The sequence below is a fragment of the Bacillota bacterium genome (assembly GCA_012837335.1).
Classification (GTDB): Bacteria; Bacillota; Limnochordia; order Darwinibacteriales; family DTU012; genus DTU012.
The window spans coordinates 99,777-116,369 of the sequence record DURM01000064.1 but is presented as its reverse complement, the minus strand read 5'-3'; the positions used below and the strand labels follow the sequence as shown (position 1 = coordinate 116,369).

The window sequence follows — 16,593 nt, the reverse complement described above, 5'->3', positions numbered from 1 at the left end:
CCCCCTTGCCTGTCTATCGGATCATATGACAGGATGGAGTGAGATATGTCAGAACCAGTTTGGACTCACCCTGCTGTTTAAGGAGTGAACAAAAAACTCCGGGTCTTCCTCTCCCTTTTCCCAAGTAATGATGGTAAATCCACAGTTATCAAGTCTCAGCCGGTGGCACTTAATGATGTCAACGTCTAGAATTTTGGCAATTAACGTTCTGATGGTTCCGCCGTGGCTTACTGCTATAACTGTTTCTAAATTAGAAGCTGCCACTTCTTTAAGCCACTGAAAGGCTCTTATCTGCACTTGAGACCCGGTTTCACCTCCGGGAATCTGAATATCGATATTCTGCCTGCGTCCGTAATACAGCTCTGGGTACTTTATTTTGATTTCTGAGCGGGTTAATCCTTCCCAAACTCCAAAGGCGTATTCCCGCAGGCGAATATCAGCTTTAACTGGAAGCTGGTGAACTTGAGCAATCGCTGCCGCGGTATCATATGCCCGCTTAAGATCACTTGCATAGACAGCATCTAATGGCCAGTCTCTGAAAAACTCTGCTAAGACTTCCACCTGCTCTCTCCCCTGTGGCGAAAGGGGAATGTCCTGCTGCCCCTGGTACCTGCTTGCTGTATTCCACTCCGTTTCTCCATGGCGGACCAACACTAATAAACCCACGGACTACCTCCTTACCCAAAGACTGCAAAATTTGGAATTTACTGCCAGAAAGTGCATATACTATCACTGGATCGAAAGGGGGACTTGCTTGTGATAGTAATAATCGGTAAACGGGACTGGGTTTTAAAGCAGCTTCGCCAGGCGGCGGCTAGATTTGAGAATCTGGGCCAGTGGCACCGTCATTTAACAAACTGCCGGCATACAAGCCGGCCGCCAGTGCTGATTCAAAGAAAAATGGATCTGCATTAAAATCCCTGCCCATTGTTTTGAGAGTTACTGGAGCTTCTGCTAACAGCTGCCGATAGCGCTGCGTAGCTATCCATTTGATTTTATGGCTTGTGAGCTGCTTCAGCTGCTCTTTAATGATCGGATTATCCTGCAGCACCTCAGGAAGAGGAATCACGCATGAATGCTCGCAGATTCTGGTCAATGCTGTAAGCGTATGGTGGCTGATTCCTTGGTGGCGGGGTCTTGGATCTGCGGTGCTGATTCGTGCTATTCCAATCCTATACCCACCTAGAGTATTAACCGCATTTAAATAGATTCCCTGCTCTAAAGCTGTGGTACCCCAGGGTGTTCCTGTGCCCACTACTCCAGGACCCATCAAGATCACCGCAGCATCAGCTCGACAGACATGTCTCGCTGCGATGAGTGCGCTGTATACATTGACAGCTTCATATCGACCTCCAAAGGCGTGGTTAAAAGTGATGGTATCATCCAACAGCTCATGCTCGAGCAGAGCGGTCACTTGCTTGCTCAATGCCAGCGGCAGCGCAGCGCCATCGCTCATTAAGTATACTATTCTGCCCTCAGGAAACAGATGCTTAAACCCAATGCACACAGGGGCCAGCATGCTGTGCAGGGAGCCGACCATAACTGGCATGCCGCTGATAGAGGACTGGGAAGCCATAATCTCATGGTAGGGACTATCCGGTTCTTCTACACTTAAAACTCGTCCTTGGCTGGGAGTGTAGCGCACCTTGATAATATGACCTTGATTTAGCTCGGGCTGGTGCGTTTTGCCAATAACTCCCATCACAAAATGACTGCCGCCGGTACCTAGACCTAAAGTTATGGCTGTAGTGTTTAAGATTACCCGGTCACCAATTTGACAGGTTCCGGTTAAATCAGGAAAATTTACAGCCATTTCTTCTTTGTTTCCAATTTTTATCCGCAATTCCTGCTTTTCAGCTCCTGCGTTAATAATTTCAGTTACTGTTCCTTGATTAACCCAGCAATCCATTTCGACCCACCTTCGGTAAAAATTGGAATAAAAAAAGCAGGCAATTACCTGCTTAAGTTTACTCTGTCTGTGCAAGCACAGCTTTTCTTGATAGATTGATTCTGCCCTGACGGTCAATTTCTGTAACTTTGACCAAGACTTCATCTCCTATATTGAGGACGTCTTCCACTTTGTTAACGCGTTCGTTTGCCAATTGGGAAATATGGACTAATCCTTCTTTACCCGGCAGGATCTCTACAAACGCACCGAACTTCATAATCCGTTTAACAACTCCCAGATACGAAGCTCCGACCTCTACATCTTTAGTGTAGCTTTCAATCATCTTCGATGCTTTTTCGCCATCGCCATCGGCTGTTGAAGCGATGTAAACGCGGCCGTCATCATCAATGTCGATGGCTACATTGGTTTCTTCAATAATCTTGCGGATGGTCTTGCCGCCTGGACCGATTACATCCCGGATTCGGTCGACAGGGATCTCCATTGTGATAATTCTTGGTGCGTAAGGTGACAGATCTTCGCGGGGTTTATCTATTACCCCCAGCATTTTGCCGAGAATGAAGAGACGTCCTTCGCGGGCTTGAGCCAGTGCTTCTCTAAGAATAGCTTCGCTGACTCCACCGACTTTGATATCCATCTGCAGAGCAGTGATTCCTTGTTCGGTTCCTGCTACTTTAAAGTCCATGTCGCCCAAAGCATCTTCTAGTCCCTGAATGTCGGTGAGGATTGCGACTTGGTCTTCATACTTGACTAATCCCATGGCAATACCGGCTACCGGACTCTTGATGGGCACACCTGCATCCATCAGCGCTAGAGTACTGCCGCAGACACTGGCCATTGAGCTTGAGCCGTTAGATTCAAGAACTTCTGATACCAGCCTGATTGTGTATGGGAACTCTTCCTCACCCGGAATCATGGGCAGCAGAGCTCTTTCTGCTAACGCACCGTGACCAATCTCTCTTCGACCAGGACTGCGCAGAGGCCGTACTTCACCGACACTGAACGGCGGGAAGTTGTAGTGATGGATATAGCGCTTCCGGTCTTCCTCGGTGAGGTTGTCCAGCAGCTGTTCATCGGACTTGAGGCCCAAAGTGCAGACTGTTAAAACCTGAGTTTGTCCCCGAGTAAACAGTCCCGAACCATGGGTTCGCGGCAGTTTACCGACGTTGACAGTTATTGGTCGAATTTCATCGAGCTTGCGGCCATCAGGTCTGATCCCCTTGATTATCATGCTGCGCACGATTGTTTTAGTAAGATCATCCAGGACGGTGTTGATCGCTTTTTGATTTTCTAGATGCTTCTCTTCCCCAAATTCTTGGAGATAGGTTTCGTGAACCAGCTCCCGCACCTTGCTGACGTCATCTTCCCGTTCGAGCTTATCTTGATTGTATAAAGCTTCTTTCAATTTATCGGTTGCGAAGTCTGAAATCCACTGGGTGACGTCATGATCTGGCTGGAACAGTTCAACTTCGATTTTGGGTTTGCCAATTTGAGCACGAATATCTTCCTGCAGCGCGCAGATTTTCTTGATTTCCTCATGACCAAACAAGATCGCCTGCAGCATTGCTTCTTCATCAACTTCGTTGGCTCCGGCTTCCACCATCATAATTGCATCAGCTGTTCCGGCAACAACCAGGTCCAGATCTGATTTTTCTTCTTCGACTTGATTTGGATTGATCACATATTTGCCATCAACCCGACCCACTTTCACTCCTCCGATTGGTCCCTCGAAGGGAATATCGGAAACAGTCAGTGCGGCACTTGCTCCGATCATTGCAGCAATTGACGGCGAGTTATTCTGGTCAACCGACAGTACTGATGCAATAATCTGAACATCGTTGCGGAAACCTTCCGGGAACAGCGGACGCAGCGGTCTGTCAATCATTCTAGCTGCTAAGACTGCTTCTTCTCCCGGTCTGCCCTCTCTTCTTCCCCATCCTCCAGGGATTTTCCCCACGGAGTACATTTTTTCTTCATAATCCACCACCAGTGGGAAGAAATCAATGTCGGGACGAGGCTGTTTTGCCATGGTAGCAGTAACTAGGACCACTGTGTCGCCGTAACGGACAAGCACAGAGCCGTTAGCCTGCTTGGCCAGCTCGCCAAACTCCAAGGATAGGGTACGATGACCTAATTCTATTGTAAAATTATCGGGCATCGACATACCTCCTTTTTCATTTTAGTATTCCCCATTTTACCATTCTGTAATGGTTGCAAAAAAGAGCGGGACTCCCCGCTCATCTTTATCGACGTAAGCCGAGCTCTTCGATGATTGCACGGTAACGATCGATATCCTTCTTCATTAAATAATTCAACAAACCGCGACGCTGTCCAATCATCTTATACAGTCCTCTGCGTGAGTGATGGTCATTCTTGTGCACGCGCAGATGGTCTGTCAGCTCACTGATTCTTTGAGACAAAATAGCAATCTGAACTTCAGGAGAACCAGTGTCGTTATCATGACGCTGATATTTCTTAATCAGTTCATCTTTGCGATCTTTGGCGATCATAACATTCACCTCCATATCATCAAGATCTCCATAATCCAAGCAGAACGCCGGTGCTGCATTTCTCCCTAGAATATGGTTATTCCCCACCTATTCTAACACAATTCTGTGCCCTTGTAAACGAAAATTATCGATGTTGGCGAGGGCATGATCACGGTCTCTGCCAAGCTGTTCGCGCAGATTTTCGATGGAAGAAAACTCACGCCATAAGCGCATTGTCATTAAAAAGCAGACTTCGATAGTCTGACCATAGAGATTGCCGTCAAAACCAAACAGATGCGATTCCACAGTGCCGTTGGGACTGACCGATGTCATTGATGGATAATTTGAACCGTCAGCAAGAAAACACCAAGTAAGATAGGCTCCAGCTTTTGGCAGAATTAGATTTTTGTTTAGTTCGATATTGGCGGTCGGAAACCCAAGTTCTCGTCCCAGCTTTTTGCCGTGGACAACAGTGCCGTGGTAAGAATGGTAGCGACCTAACAGCTCTGCAGCCAACCTAACGTCTCCTGCTGCAATTACGCGTCTGATGCGGCTGCTGGAGACCGGTTCATTATTATGTAAAAAGGGTGGAATAACAGTAGTTATAAATCCAAATTTTTGTCCGAGCCTCTGCAGCAGCTCTATGTTTCCCTCAGCTCTGTACCCAAAGCGGTAGTTAAATCCGCAGACAACAGCCGCAGCCTGAAGTTCATCTACCAGGATTTCTTTGACAAACTGCTCCGCAGGTATGGAAGCAAAATCAGGAGTGAACTCCGTCCAAACCACGCTGTCGGCACCGAAATCTAACAGCAGCTTCTTTTTGGTATCAAAATCCGTTACCAGCTTCAGATTGTTTTTAAACATCTGTTCCGGAGGATAATCGAAAGTAAACACCAAACAGGTGTAATGGAAGGTATTTTTGATTTCAACCGCCCGGCTGAGAAGCTGTTGGTGTCCTAGGTGTACCCCGTCGAAGGTACCAAGAGCAACAACTGCTTTTTTATTCTTGCGAGAGTTTGTCCAATGCAGCTTCAGTTAGTTTCCCTCCTTCAGAACGCGGACCGGCTGACAGACAGGCTGTCCTCTATACTTAATCTCGCCGATCGCTAAAAGCTCTCCGTCGATTGCGGTGATTAAGACTTGATCGCCAACCATAAGCTGCTGCGGCACATCTACCAAGTAATCAGGTGTGATGGCATTGCCATTGAGAATGCGCCGCTCCATCGTAGGCGCGACTTTAACCTGAGGAAAATCAGGAAGAGCTTTTTCCATCGGCAGAATAAAATCATAGTTATCCTGACTAACCTTCGCCTCAAGTTCCTCTAAGGTAATGCCTGTTTCGATCGAAAATGGTCCCACACCGACTCTAGTTAAAAAGGACATGTGGGCGTATGTGCCCAAGGCTTGGCCTAAATCATGACATAAGGTTCGGATATACGTGCCTTTTGAACAGCAAACAAAGAATAGTATGCGGCTGCCAAACCGGAGCGAATGCTGCGTTTCTGGCCAAATCTTATTGATGTGAAGTTCCTTTATAGTAACCTGTCTCGGTTTACGCTCCACACTGATGCCCTGCCGCCCTAATTCATATAAGCGTACCCCCCCAACTCTGACAGCTGAGGCCATTGGCGGGATCTGCTCAATCTTACCAAGAAACTGGCTGAAAACGGTTCCCAGCTCATTCGGAGAGATTTCTAACTCGGTATCAATCTCCACTGTTTCACCATCGGCGTCTTGGGTTGATGTGCTGATACCTAGGGTCATTTCTGCAACATAGGATTTATCATATTCCGTCATAAACGGTACCAGTTTAGTAGCCCTGCCTACGCACAGCGGCAGAAGTCCACCTGCCCCCGGATCTAAAGTACCTGTATGCCCGATTCGCTTCATCTTCAGAGTCCGTCTGACATGAGAAACGACCTGATGGGAACTCATACCCGGAGGTTTAATTACATTGATGATTCCATTCATAGTGCTTCACCCTCGAGTAGTCTAGATGCAGTGTCAATTACTTCAGATACGATCTCAGGAAGTTTTCCTTCCAGCTGGGCACCGGCTGCCAGGAGATGGCCGCCTCCACCAAAATGAACTGCGAGTTGGTGGATATCAATACCGCGGGAGCGGAAGCCGATTCTTACCACCCCAGGTGATATTTCCCTAAATAAGATGGCGATTTCTGAACCTTCCACCATCCGCACATACTCGATCAGCTGATCACACTGCCTCGGATCTACTTCAAAATTGACAAAGTCCTGATTAGATAGAGCCAGCCAAACCAGTCGACGGTTATGGCGGGTGTCTAGTTTTGCTAGAGCATAGCCTAGAAAGCGCATTAATTCCAAGGGCTTTGATCCATAGATCACATGTGCAGTCTGATCTGGAACCGCCCCATGACCGGTGAGCTCAGCCGCTGCTAAAAACACTTCTTTAGTGGTATTAGCGTGGCGAAAACCACCTGTATCGCCAATTATGCCGGCGTACAGTGGTTGAGCAAAACGATAATCAAACTCTACACCACCAGTCTGGAACAGCTGGTATAAAATCATGCAGGTAGCAGCCTGGCTGGTATCGATGTAGTTATAAGTGCAGCTGCCGGGATTGCCCTTATGATGATCAATGTTGATTGTAACCTCTGCCTTTTCAACTAATGGCAGAAGCCGTCCGGTACGCTCCGGTTCACAGTCTACGATCACTACAGCTTGGAAATCCAGCTCCTGTACAGGCAGAATCCGGTCAATGTTTGGCCACGGATAATTCGGGATCGGATCGGCGCTCATCATCCAAGCTCTTTTGCCGATACTTGTCAGGTATTGATACATGGCCAACATTGACCCGATGCTGTCAGGGTCGGGATTTTCATGCCCGCAGATCAAGTAGTTATCGTATTCTGCCAGTGCAGCCAGAATCTCGGCTTGACTATTCACCTTCACTGCCTCCGTCAAGATTAAGCTCTTTTAAGATAGCGTTAATTTTTGAACCATATTCCAGGGATTGATCATAATGGAAGCTGAGCTTAGGCACAGTTCTGAATCTCACTTTTTTAGCGAGCTCCGAACGGATAAACCCAGTAGCCTTAGTGAGACCTTCCATTGTCTGTTCCCGCTCTGTTTCATCGCCCAGCACGCTGATGAAGATTTTGCAGTAAGCGTAGTCCCGCGACAGCTCTACATCAGTGATGCTTACAAAGCCAAGTCTTGGGTCTTTGACCCGCTGCTGGATAATAAAACTAACTTCTTTTTTTATTTCTTCCTGTAATCTCTTTAAACGTTCACTCATGCTCTCACCCCACTATGCACTACAAAGTGCGGGCAATTTCTTTAATAATATAGGCTTCAATAAAGTCGCCATCTTTAATATCGTTAAACCGTTCGATACCGATACCACATTCGTATCCATGCATTACTTCTCTTACGTCATCTTTGAAGCGTTTCAAGGAGCTGATCTTGCCTTCATGGATAATTACGTTATCCCGGAGAATGCGGACGAAGGCACTTCTGGTGATTTTACCATCCACAACATAGCATCCGGCCACTGTTCCGGCACCGGGAACTCTGAAGGTCTGGCGGACTTCGGCTCGGCCGATCGCTTCTTCTTTGTACTCTGGTTCCAGAAGACCACTCATGGCTGCTTTTACTTCTTCAATTGCATCGTAGATAATACGGTATCCACGGATATCCACTTTTTCTCTTTCGGCTGCCCGAAGAGCGTTAGGATCGGGACGAACGTTAAATGCAATAATAACTGCGTTGGATGCGGCGGCTAACTGAACATCCGATTCCGATACGCCGCCTACTCCTTGGTGAATCACATTTAAACGCACCTCGTCAGTGGATAGTTTCTCTAAGGAAGCTCTCAAGGCTTCCAATGAACCCTGAACATCAGCTTTGATGACGATATTCAGTTCTTGAACCTCTCCCTGCTGGATCTGGGCGAACAAATCTTCTAAGTTGGCTCGCGCCGGTCCCCGCAGTTCCTGCTCGCGCTGCTTTTCTTGTCTTATTTCGGCAACCTGGCGGGCTGTCTGCTCATCTTTGGTGACAACCAAAAGATCTCCCGCTTCCGGAACATCGGAAATACCGATGATTTCAACCGGCTGTGACGGAACTGCTTCCTTAATGTTCTCACCCCGGTCATTAACAATGGCCCGGACGCGTCCGTAGACGCTGCCTACTACAAAGTCGTCACCGACTCTCAGGGTTCCCGCTGTAATCAATACAGTAGCAACAGGTCCGCGGCCTTTGTCGAGTTCTGCTTCAATCACGATTCCCCGCGCTCTGCGGTTTGGATTAGCTTTCAGCTCTTCCATTTCGGCTACTAACAGAATCATTTCCAACAGCTCATCCACACCTTCAAATGTCAGCGCGGAGAGTTCTACCATGATAGTTTCTCCACCCCATGCTTCCGGTATCAAACCGTGTTCGGACAGGCCCTGTTTAACGCGGTCCGGATTAGCATCGGGCAGATCCATTTTATTAATCGCAACGATGATCGGTACATTGGCTGCTTTAGCGTGGTTAATCGCTTCAACAGTCTGAGGCATAACGCCATCATCGGCGGCAACTACTAAAATTGCGATATCTGTTACTTGGGCACCACGCGAGCGAATAGCGGTAAACGCTTCGTGGCCCGGTGTGTCAATGAAAGTAATCTTCTTACCCTCATGCTCAACCTGGTAAGCACCGATATGCTGGGTAATACCGCCAGCTTCACTTGCTGCTACTCTGGATTTGCGAATTCCGTCCAGCAGAGTAGTTTTTCCATGGTCCACGTGGCCCATAATGGTAACGATTGGAGGACGAAGTTCCAACTGATCAGGATCATCTTGGACATCTTCAAAAATGGCTTCATCTAAAGCTTTAGCCTGCTTGACTTCGATGCCAAATTCAGCGCAGAGAACTGCAGCCGTTTCATAGTCGATGGACTGATTTGCAGTAACCATGGCTCCTGTCATCATCAGCTTCTTAATGAGCTCAGCCACTGAAACCCCAATTTTTTGTCCCAGTTCTTTGACAGTTATTGAATCGGGAAGCTCCAAGCTTTTGTCCTTCTTATCGGCTTCGCTTGGATGGCCTTTCTTGCCCTTAACCTTTCCTTTGCTCTTACCCTTACCGTTTTTGGCAATCTTCACGATCTTTTTGTCTTCAAACTCGGGATCGTCTTCTTCCTTGGAATGTTTTTTGCGCTTCTTGACTTTAGCAGCTTCCAGATCGTCATCATCGTCTTCGATCGCTTCGCTGCCAGCGAAGTGCTCTCTAACCATTTCCGCAATATCAGCTTCAACTGTGCTCATGTGGTTTTTAATATCAGCACCAAGTTCAACCAAAAAATCAACCAAGGCCTTACTCTCCAGATCGAGCTCTTTGGCCAGCTCATACACCCTTACTTTCTTCACAAACATCACTCCTAATCTTTCTCCCAAGATAAATTCTGTCCCCCCAACTCTGATGCAATCGCGCGAGCAAAACCAGAATCGATGACTGCAATCAATGAGCGCTGTGCTTTGCCTATGGCGAGTCCCAATTCTAGTTTTGTTCCGCAGACATAGACAGGAACATTTTGAGCTGCAGCTTTAGCACTAAATTTACGCAGCGTGTTCTGGGAGCTGTCCTTTGCCACAATCAAGCAGTGAACCTTACCTCTGTGCAGTGCTGTCATCACGCCCTGCTCACCGGATACTGCTTTGCCGGAACGCTGTGCAAAACCTAACAAACTAAAGACCTTATCCATCCAACTGCTGCTCCAATAACTCTTTTACTTCATCACTTATTTTTGTTTTTAAAGCCCGCTCCAGCTGAGCGGCTTTAACAGCCTTATGCAAACATTCCTTAGATGGACATAAATAAGCACCGCGTCCTGATTTCTTGCCCGTGAAATCAAGTTCAACCCTAGCTTCCGGTGTTCTAACCACGCGAATTAGCTCTTTTTTCGGCCGTGAAACTCTACAGCCTACACAGGTGCGCATCGGAACATGTTTAGGCTTCATACTATCACCTTAATCTTCTTCGTCAAATTGAAAATCTTCTAAGGTCAGCATGGAAAAGTCTTTGATAACTTTTTCCTTTTTCTTCTTCTGCTTCGGTTTCTCCGACTCGGAGTCAGATTTTTCTTGGGCAGTTTCTTCTGTGCTAACAGAACCAAATCGTTCTTCCCAGCTCTTGCGTTTAGCAGAAGTACCAATTTTAGCAAGCAGAGCCGCTACCTCATCCGGACTTGGTTCATCCTCAACTGTTTCCGCGGATTCCGCCTCAGTTTGTTCAATTTCCACCTCTGGCTCAGCATCAATCTCTTCAACAGGAGCAGCATCTAGATCCAGATCTGGATCTAAAACTGAATCGGCCAGCTCATCAGCTTCTTCTACTTCCGCAGTCTTTTCATATGCTTCCGGCTGGAACAGCGGTTCATCTGCGGCTTGAGTCTCGCTCTTGATATCAATTTTCCATCCAGTCAATCGCGCTGCTAGACGAGCATTTTGCCCCTCTTTGCCGATTGCCAGAGACAGCTGATCATCCGGAACAATAACCCGAGCAGTTTTGGTTTCTTCATCAAGCAGCACATTGGTAACTGCTGCCGGACTGAGAGCGTTGCCGATAAATTGAACTTCGTCTGGTACCCAAGCAACAATATCAATTTTTTCGCCGTTTAGTTGGGACACTACAGCCTGTACGCGCATACCTCTGCTGCCAACACAAGCACCCACCGGATCAACATTTTCATCCCTGCTGAAAACCGCCAGCTTGGACCGGAAGCCTGCTTCTCGGGCAACAGATTTAATTTCAACCACGCCAGCTTGAATTTCAGGAACTTCAAGCTCAAATAAGTATTTCAGCAGACCGGGATGAGTGCGAGACAGAAAAATTTGTGGTCCGCGGCTGGACTGCTTGACCTCATTAATGTAAAACTTCATACGCTGGTTCGGCTCATATCTTTCCCCGGGTATCTGCTCACTGACCGGAAGCACTGCTTCAACTTTACCTAAATCAATTATAACATTTCGGTGATCAATACGCTGAATAATTCCATTTACAACATCCCCGGCGCGGTTTGCGTATTCATTGAAAACAATTGAGCGCTCTGCTTCCCGAATTCGCTGGATAACTACCTGCTTAGCTGTTTGGGCAGCAATCCGTCCAAAATCTTTTGGTGTTACTTCCTCTTCTACAATGTCGCCGACTTCGTAGTTGGGATCGATTTCTTGGGCATCTTCTAGTGTGATTTCCTGTTTGTCGTCCGTGACTTCATCAACTACTCTGCGGCGGGAATATACATGGATTGCACCGGTAGTTTCGTCCAGATCAACCCTGACGCTGGCGCTGGAACTTAGATTAAAATTGCGCTTGTAGGCTGAAACTATGGCTGTCTCGATTGCATCAATTAAGACATCCTTTGCGATCCCTCGCTCCTTTTCTAATTCTTCGAGTGCCCCAATTAACTCCAGATTCATCTCTAACTTGCCTCCCGTATTAAAACTCAACAGCTAAATGAGCTTTTGCTATCTGATCATGGGGAATTTCATATTGCTTTCCCTGAATGTCCAAGGTAACAATACCAGAGTCAAAAGCAGTCAGCTTACCTTCAAACTGTTTTCTGCCGTCAATTGCTTGATAGGTTCTTACATTTATTTTTCTGCCGATAAAGCGGGCATAATCCTCAGGTTTTTTCAGTGGACGCTCAATACCCGGTGAGGATACTTCCAGGGTATACGCATGACTGATCGGATCCGCTTCGTCAAGCAGATCGCTGAGCTTTAATGTTACATCGCGGCAGTCATCAACATTTACTCCGCCGGGTTTATCTATATATACCCGCAAGAAGTAAGTTCCGCCTTCCTTAACATACTCGATATCCACGACTTCCAGATCCGTTCCCTCGATAATCTCGTCCATCCAATCGGATACCAGTTTAAGGAGATCGCCTTTTTTCATTAAAATTCACTCCCGCACGATTTATATTACGCTTGTATGGTTAATCTTTACCTGCACTTTCGCAATTATACTTTGGTAAATCGCTGTGAATCAGGCTGTAAAATATGTAAAAGAGTGGGTAAAACCCACTCTCCTTCAAAGACAATATTCTTGCGGCACCCCTATTATAGCATAATCAAAACATTGAAGCAACTGCTGTTTTCCGGCTGCCTTAACCGAATAAACTCAATTGGTTTGTTTCAGACATCCCTTCCAAGCAGCCATGATTGGACAGCGCCTCGATTACAGTGCGGCTCACTTTGGCTCTCTGGCGCAGATCTTCAATGGAGATAAACTCTCCCTCTTGTCTGGCTTCAGCAATAGCAGCGGCTGCGTTCATACCTACCCCGTCAAGGGATACTAGGGGTAGAAGCAGTTTATTGCCGTCGACCGGAAGCACCCGCACAGCATCGGACTTGTAGAGATCCACCGGCAGAAACTCTATCCCTCTTGAGATTGCTTCTAAGACCGCCTTAAGGATTGTGACTGTGTCAGCGTCTTTTGCGGTCGCATCATTACCTTTAGCTTCGATACCGGCAATCTCATCCCGGATATGCTGTTCGCCTTGAACAATTATATCCGCGTTAACCGAATCGATTTCCACGCTTAGGAAGGTAGCGTAGAAGGCAGCCGGATGATGCACCTTATAGTATGCCGCGCGATAAGCCGTAAACGCATAGGCAACAGCGTGGGCCTTCGGGAACATGTACTTAATCTTAAAACAAGAATCGATATACCAATCAGGCACATCAAACTGCTTCATCAGCTGGATGTCATCCTCGCTTAGACCCCTGCCTTTGCGAACCTGCTCCATGATGCGAAACGCATCGCTTGCAGATAAGCCTTTATGCATCAGATAGACCATAATATCGTCGCGACAGGCAATAACATTCTTAAAGTCAGTGACTTTCTCCCGGATCAGATTCTGGGCATTGTTCAGCCATACATCGGTTCCGTGGGTTAATCCCATGATTGCTACCAAATCGGCAAAAGTTGTCGGCAGAATATCCTCTAGAACCTGGCGGGTAAAGTCGGTGCCGAACTCGGGAATTCCCAAAGTTCCGATGGGAGTGCCGATCTGCTCTTCAGTAACGCCTAAGGATTCTAAACCCCTAAAGATTGCCATTGTGGCCGGATCATCCATGGGGATTTCGGTAACTCGTGTATCGGTAAATTCCTCAAACATCCGCATCATGGTTGGTCCTTTGTGGCCGAGGTTGTCCAGTTTGACAAGGCTGTCGTGAATGTAGCTGAACTCGAAGTGAGTTGTCACTACCCCGCTCTTCGGGTCATTGGCTGGGTACTGGATTGGAGTAAAATCGTAAATCTCCATATCATCCGGCACGACAATCATTCCACCTGGATGCTGACCAGTAGTGCGCTTGACTCCCACAAGTTTTTTCAGCATGCGGTTAATTTCCGCTTTGCGTTTAACTTGGTTGGTTTCATCCAGGTAATTTTTTACAAAGCCGAAAGCTGTTTTATCAGCCAGGGTGCCGACTGTTCCTGCCCGGAACACATAGTCTTCACCGAACAGCTCTTCAGTGTACTTCTGAATAGTTGCCTGGTATTCACCGCTGAAATTCAAGTCGATATCAGGAACTTTATCACCATCAAATCCAAGAAATACTTCGAACGGAATATCAAATCCGTCTCTGTGCAGCGGCTTGCCGCAGTTTGGACAGTCTTTCCGCGGCAGGTCGATACCTGAGCCCACTTCACCGCCAGTGAAAAACTCGTGGTGGTGGCAGTCAAGGCACAGATAATGGGGCGGCAGCGGATTTACCTCGGTAATACCGCTCATACAGGCTGCAAACGATGAGCCCACCGAACCCCGAGAGCCCACCATGTAGCCATCTGACTCGGATTTCTGCACCAGCTGACGAGCTGTCCAGTACAGCGCAGCATAACCATTGCCGATAATTGCTTTCAGTTCCTTTTTCAGCCGCTCCTCCACCAGCTGGGGCAGGGGATCACCATACAGCTTGCGAGCTGTATCGTAACACAGCTGCTCCAGTTTTTCTTCCGCATCGGGAATATGGGGTGGGTGCAGACCTTGGGGTATCGGCGTAATGTCCTCAATTTGCTCGGCAATCCGGTTGGAGTTCTCCACAACTACTTCGTACGCCAATTCTTCGCTCAGATAGCTGAACTCATCCAGCATCTCTTCTGTTGTCCGGAAATAGAGCGGAGCCTGCCGTTCTGCGTCCTCAAAACCTTGACCCCGCAGTAAGATTGTGCGGTATACCGCATCCTCCGGACGCAGGAAGTGCACGTCACATGTAGCCACAACCGGTATATTGAGCTCTGCCCCAATTCGGCAGATTAAGCGATTGATTTCTTTCAAATCTTCGGTGGTGCTTACGCGGCTTGTGCCAATTAAAAACTCATTGTTTCCTAAAGGTTGAATTTCAAGATAATCATAGAAACTGGCAATCTCCCGCAGGCGGGGATCCCGATTTAAACAGGCTTGATAAACTTCGCCCTGCTCGCAGGCTGCTCCGATAATCAATCCTTCCCGATGCTCCTCCAGCACTTTGCGGGGGATGCGCGGCCTGCGGTAAAAGTAATCTATATGCGAAAAAGAAACCAGCTTATAAAGATTCTTTAAGCCGGCCTGGTTTTTAGCCAATATCACAATATGATAAGGCCGATCATTTTCTTGGTCAATCAGATAACCTTCAAGGCCGTAGATAATCTTGATGCCGTGTTTTTTACCGGCAAAATAGGCTGATGGAAAGGCCTGCACAACACCATGATCAGTAATTGCTACTGCTGCATGGCCCCATGCAGCCGCCTGCCGTACCGCATCCTCCACATCCAGTACTCCGTCTAATCCGCTCATTTTTGTATGCAGATGGAGTTCAACCCGCTTCTTCGACGCATTATCCATCAGCGGCGCAGGTGGCTCAGCGCGGCTAAACTGGTTAACCATCAGCGCCAGTTCCTGTTCAAAACTTTGAAACTGGACATTGCCTTTCACTTTCAGCCACTCGCCGACATGGATTTCGGGCACATCATCTTCAGGATCTAAGAACAATTTGCAGGTTATGGAGTCGGTGTGATCCCAAACATCGAAAGTTACTAAAACCTTGCCGCTGCGGAGATTGCGTTTATCAAAAGCGACAACCTCACCTTGAATAGCAATGTTGTTCTCCTCAATCTCAATCTCTCTAATAGGAATATGCGGCTGATTAATCTCGGCTTCAAGATTAGCCCGTCTTCTCCCCCATCTTCTCCGTCCATTGGCCGGTTTGTCAGGCTGATCTTCAACAGTGATTACTGGCGGGGTGAAGTTTTTAATTACATGATCCATATAACTGAGATCGTCGGTTGGATCCGGTTCTTCCCAAACGAATTCGACCTGTTTTACCTGGGGGATTTTAGCCTGCAGTTCTTTGGCTAATTGATCCCAAAACTCTGCAGTTCCCTGCCGCCTGCCAACAAGCAGGAATTTCCAACTGTGGTTGACCGGATCAACTTCAATCTGCTTGATCTCAACGGATTCAGTGATAGGATCCGGAGAAAAATTCGCTAGGAAATCTCTGCGATCCGGTTTAATCACATAAACTGATCCCAATCCTATTCCTCCTATATCGGAAGTTAAAGCTTAACCGCCCGTAATATCTCCCAATACATCTTTAGACGCTGGGCAAACCCCCGCATTAAGCCCCGCTTCTCTTCTTTCATTACCTGGGAAAGATCCGGAAGCGGAACCGTTTCAACTCTAGCATGCTGGTGGCGAGCATAGCGAGATAGAGCCATCTCAACCCCGTAGCGGCTGTTTTCCAATTCAGGTATCTGCAGGAAGAAACTTCTGGTTACAGCCCTCTGCCCCGATAAAAATGGAGTGATTTTTTGGGCTAAATCAGTAGCTAGTCGACCATGGTCAAATACCCCGACCGTCATTTCCGCCCTCTGATGAATGATGGGGCCCAGCAGACCGGCAATGTGCTTTTTATTTAAACCGACTAGGTCGGCATCGATAAACAAAAACACATCTGCATCAGTATTTTTGGTACCAGCCAGCATCGCTCCACCTTTGCCAACATTTTCTTCCAGCTCTAATACTTTTGCTCCTGCTTTTCGCGCAGCTTCAGCAGTGCGATCCTGCGAACCATCGCTGACCACAATTATTTCATCAATCAGCGGTGAACTTAACAGTGCTGAAACAACCGTACCAACAGTCCGCTCTTCATTGTAAGCTGGTACAATTGCAGCAACTTTCATAATCATT

At 47.4% G+C, this 16,593-nt stretch carries 15 protein-coding genes; all 15 read right to left on the bottom strand.

Translation table 11 applies throughout. From position 1 onward, the window contains the following. Positions 1-48: 48 nt before the first annotated feature. The 15 genes from GX019_09165 to GX019_09095 all read right to left on the bottom strand — a co-directional run bounded on the left by GX019_09165 (position 49) and on the right by GX019_09095 (position 16,586). Positions 49-666: a histidine phosphatase family protein gene (locus GX019_09165; GenBank protein HHT37326.1), complete on the bottom strand. Its 618-nt coding sequence runs from the start codon at positions 664-666 to the stop codon at positions 49-51. Between the two features lie 148 nt (positions 667-814). After that, positions 815-1,909 carry a DUF3866 family protein gene (locus tag GX019_09160; GenBank protein ID HHT37325.1) on the bottom strand — a complete coding sequence of 365 codons (1,095 nt, stop codon included), beginning with the start codon at positions 1,907-1,909 and terminating at the stop codon, positions 815-817. A 58-nt stretch (positions 1,910-1,967) separates the two neighbouring features. After that, positions 1,968-4,064 (bottom strand): polyribonucleotide nucleotidyltransferase, encoded by a 2,097-nt coding sequence (gene pnp, locus GX019_09155; protein ID HHT37324.1) that lies wholly within the window; start codon positions 4,062-4,064, stop codon positions 1,968-1,970. 85 nt (positions 4,065-4,149) lie between these two features. After that, positions 4,150-4,416 (bottom strand): 30S ribosomal protein S15, encoded by a 267-nt coding sequence (rpsO, locus tag GX019_09150; protein ID HHT37323.1) that lies wholly within the window; start codon positions 4,414-4,416, stop codon positions 4,150-4,152. Between the two features lie 87 nt (positions 4,417-4,503). After that, entirely contained in the window at positions 4,504-5,430 is a 927-nt protein-coding gene (gene ribF / locus GX019_09145) for a riboflavin biosynthesis protein RibF (protein HHT37322.1), read from the bottom strand. Continuing rightward, positions 5,431-6,366 (bottom strand): tRNA pseudouridine(55) synthase TruB, encoded by a 936-nt coding sequence (gene truB / locus GX019_09140; protein ID HHT37321.1) that lies wholly within the window; start codon positions 6,364-6,366, stop codon positions 5,431-5,433. Next, positions 6,363-7,319 (bottom strand): bifunctional oligoribonuclease/PAP phosphatase NrnA, encoded by a 957-nt coding sequence (locus GX019_09135; protein ID HHT37320.1) that lies wholly within the window; start codon positions 7,317-7,319, stop codon positions 6,363-6,365. The genes truB and GX019_09135 overlap by 4 nt, the downstream gene beginning before the upstream one ends. Then, entirely contained in the window at positions 7,312-7,671 is a 360-nt protein-coding gene (gene rbfA, locus GX019_09130) for a 30S ribosome-binding factor RbfA (GenBank protein HHT37319.1), read from the bottom strand. The genes GX019_09135 and rbfA overlap by 8 nt, the downstream gene beginning before the upstream one ends. A 19-nt stretch (positions 7,672-7,690) precedes the next feature. Then, positions 7,691-9,787 (bottom strand): translation initiation factor IF-2, encoded by a 2,097-nt coding sequence (gene infB, locus GX019_09125; GenBank protein HHT37318.1) that lies wholly within the window; start codon positions 9,785-9,787, stop codon positions 7,691-7,693. Between the two features lie 11 nt (positions 9,788-9,798). Then, the gene (locus tag GX019_09120; GenBank protein HHT37317.1) at positions 9,799-10,122 is read right to left on the bottom strand and encodes a 50S ribosomal protein L7ae; all 324 of its coding nucleotides are present in this window, start codon (positions 10,120-10,122) and stop codon (positions 9,799-9,801) included. Further along, the gene (locus GX019_09115; protein ID HHT37316.1) at positions 10,115-10,378 is read right to left on the bottom strand and encodes a YlxR family protein; all 264 of its coding nucleotides are present in this window, start codon (positions 10,376-10,378) and stop codon (positions 10,115-10,117) included. Before GX019_09115 ends, GX019_09120 begins: the two co-directional genes overlap by 8 nt. A 9-nt stretch (positions 10,379-10,387) precedes the next feature. Further along, on the bottom strand, positions 10,388-11,836 hold the full coding sequence (nusA, locus tag GX019_09110) for a transcription termination/antitermination protein NusA (GenBank protein HHT37315.1): 1,449 nt from the start codon (positions 11,834-11,836) through the stop codon (positions 10,388-10,390). Positions 11,837-11,855: 19 nt separating this feature from the next. Next, positions 11,856-12,317 (bottom strand): ribosome maturation factor RimP, encoded by a 462-nt coding sequence (rimP, locus tag GX019_09105; protein HHT37314.1) that lies wholly within the window; start codon positions 12,315-12,317, stop codon positions 11,856-11,858. Positions 12,318-12,528: 211 nt separating this feature from the next. Beyond that, positions 12,529-15,936, bottom strand: a complete 3,408-nt coding sequence (locus GX019_09100) for a PolC-type DNA polymerase III (GenBank protein HHT37313.1) — start codon at positions 15,934-15,936, stop codon at positions 12,529-12,531. A gap of 23 nt (positions 15,937-15,959) precedes the next feature. Next, entirely contained in the window at positions 15,960-16,586 is a 627-nt protein-coding gene (locus GX019_09095) for a glycosyltransferase family 2 protein (GenBank protein ID HHT37312.1), read from the bottom strand. Between the last annotated feature and the right edge of the window lie 7 nt (positions 16,587-16,593).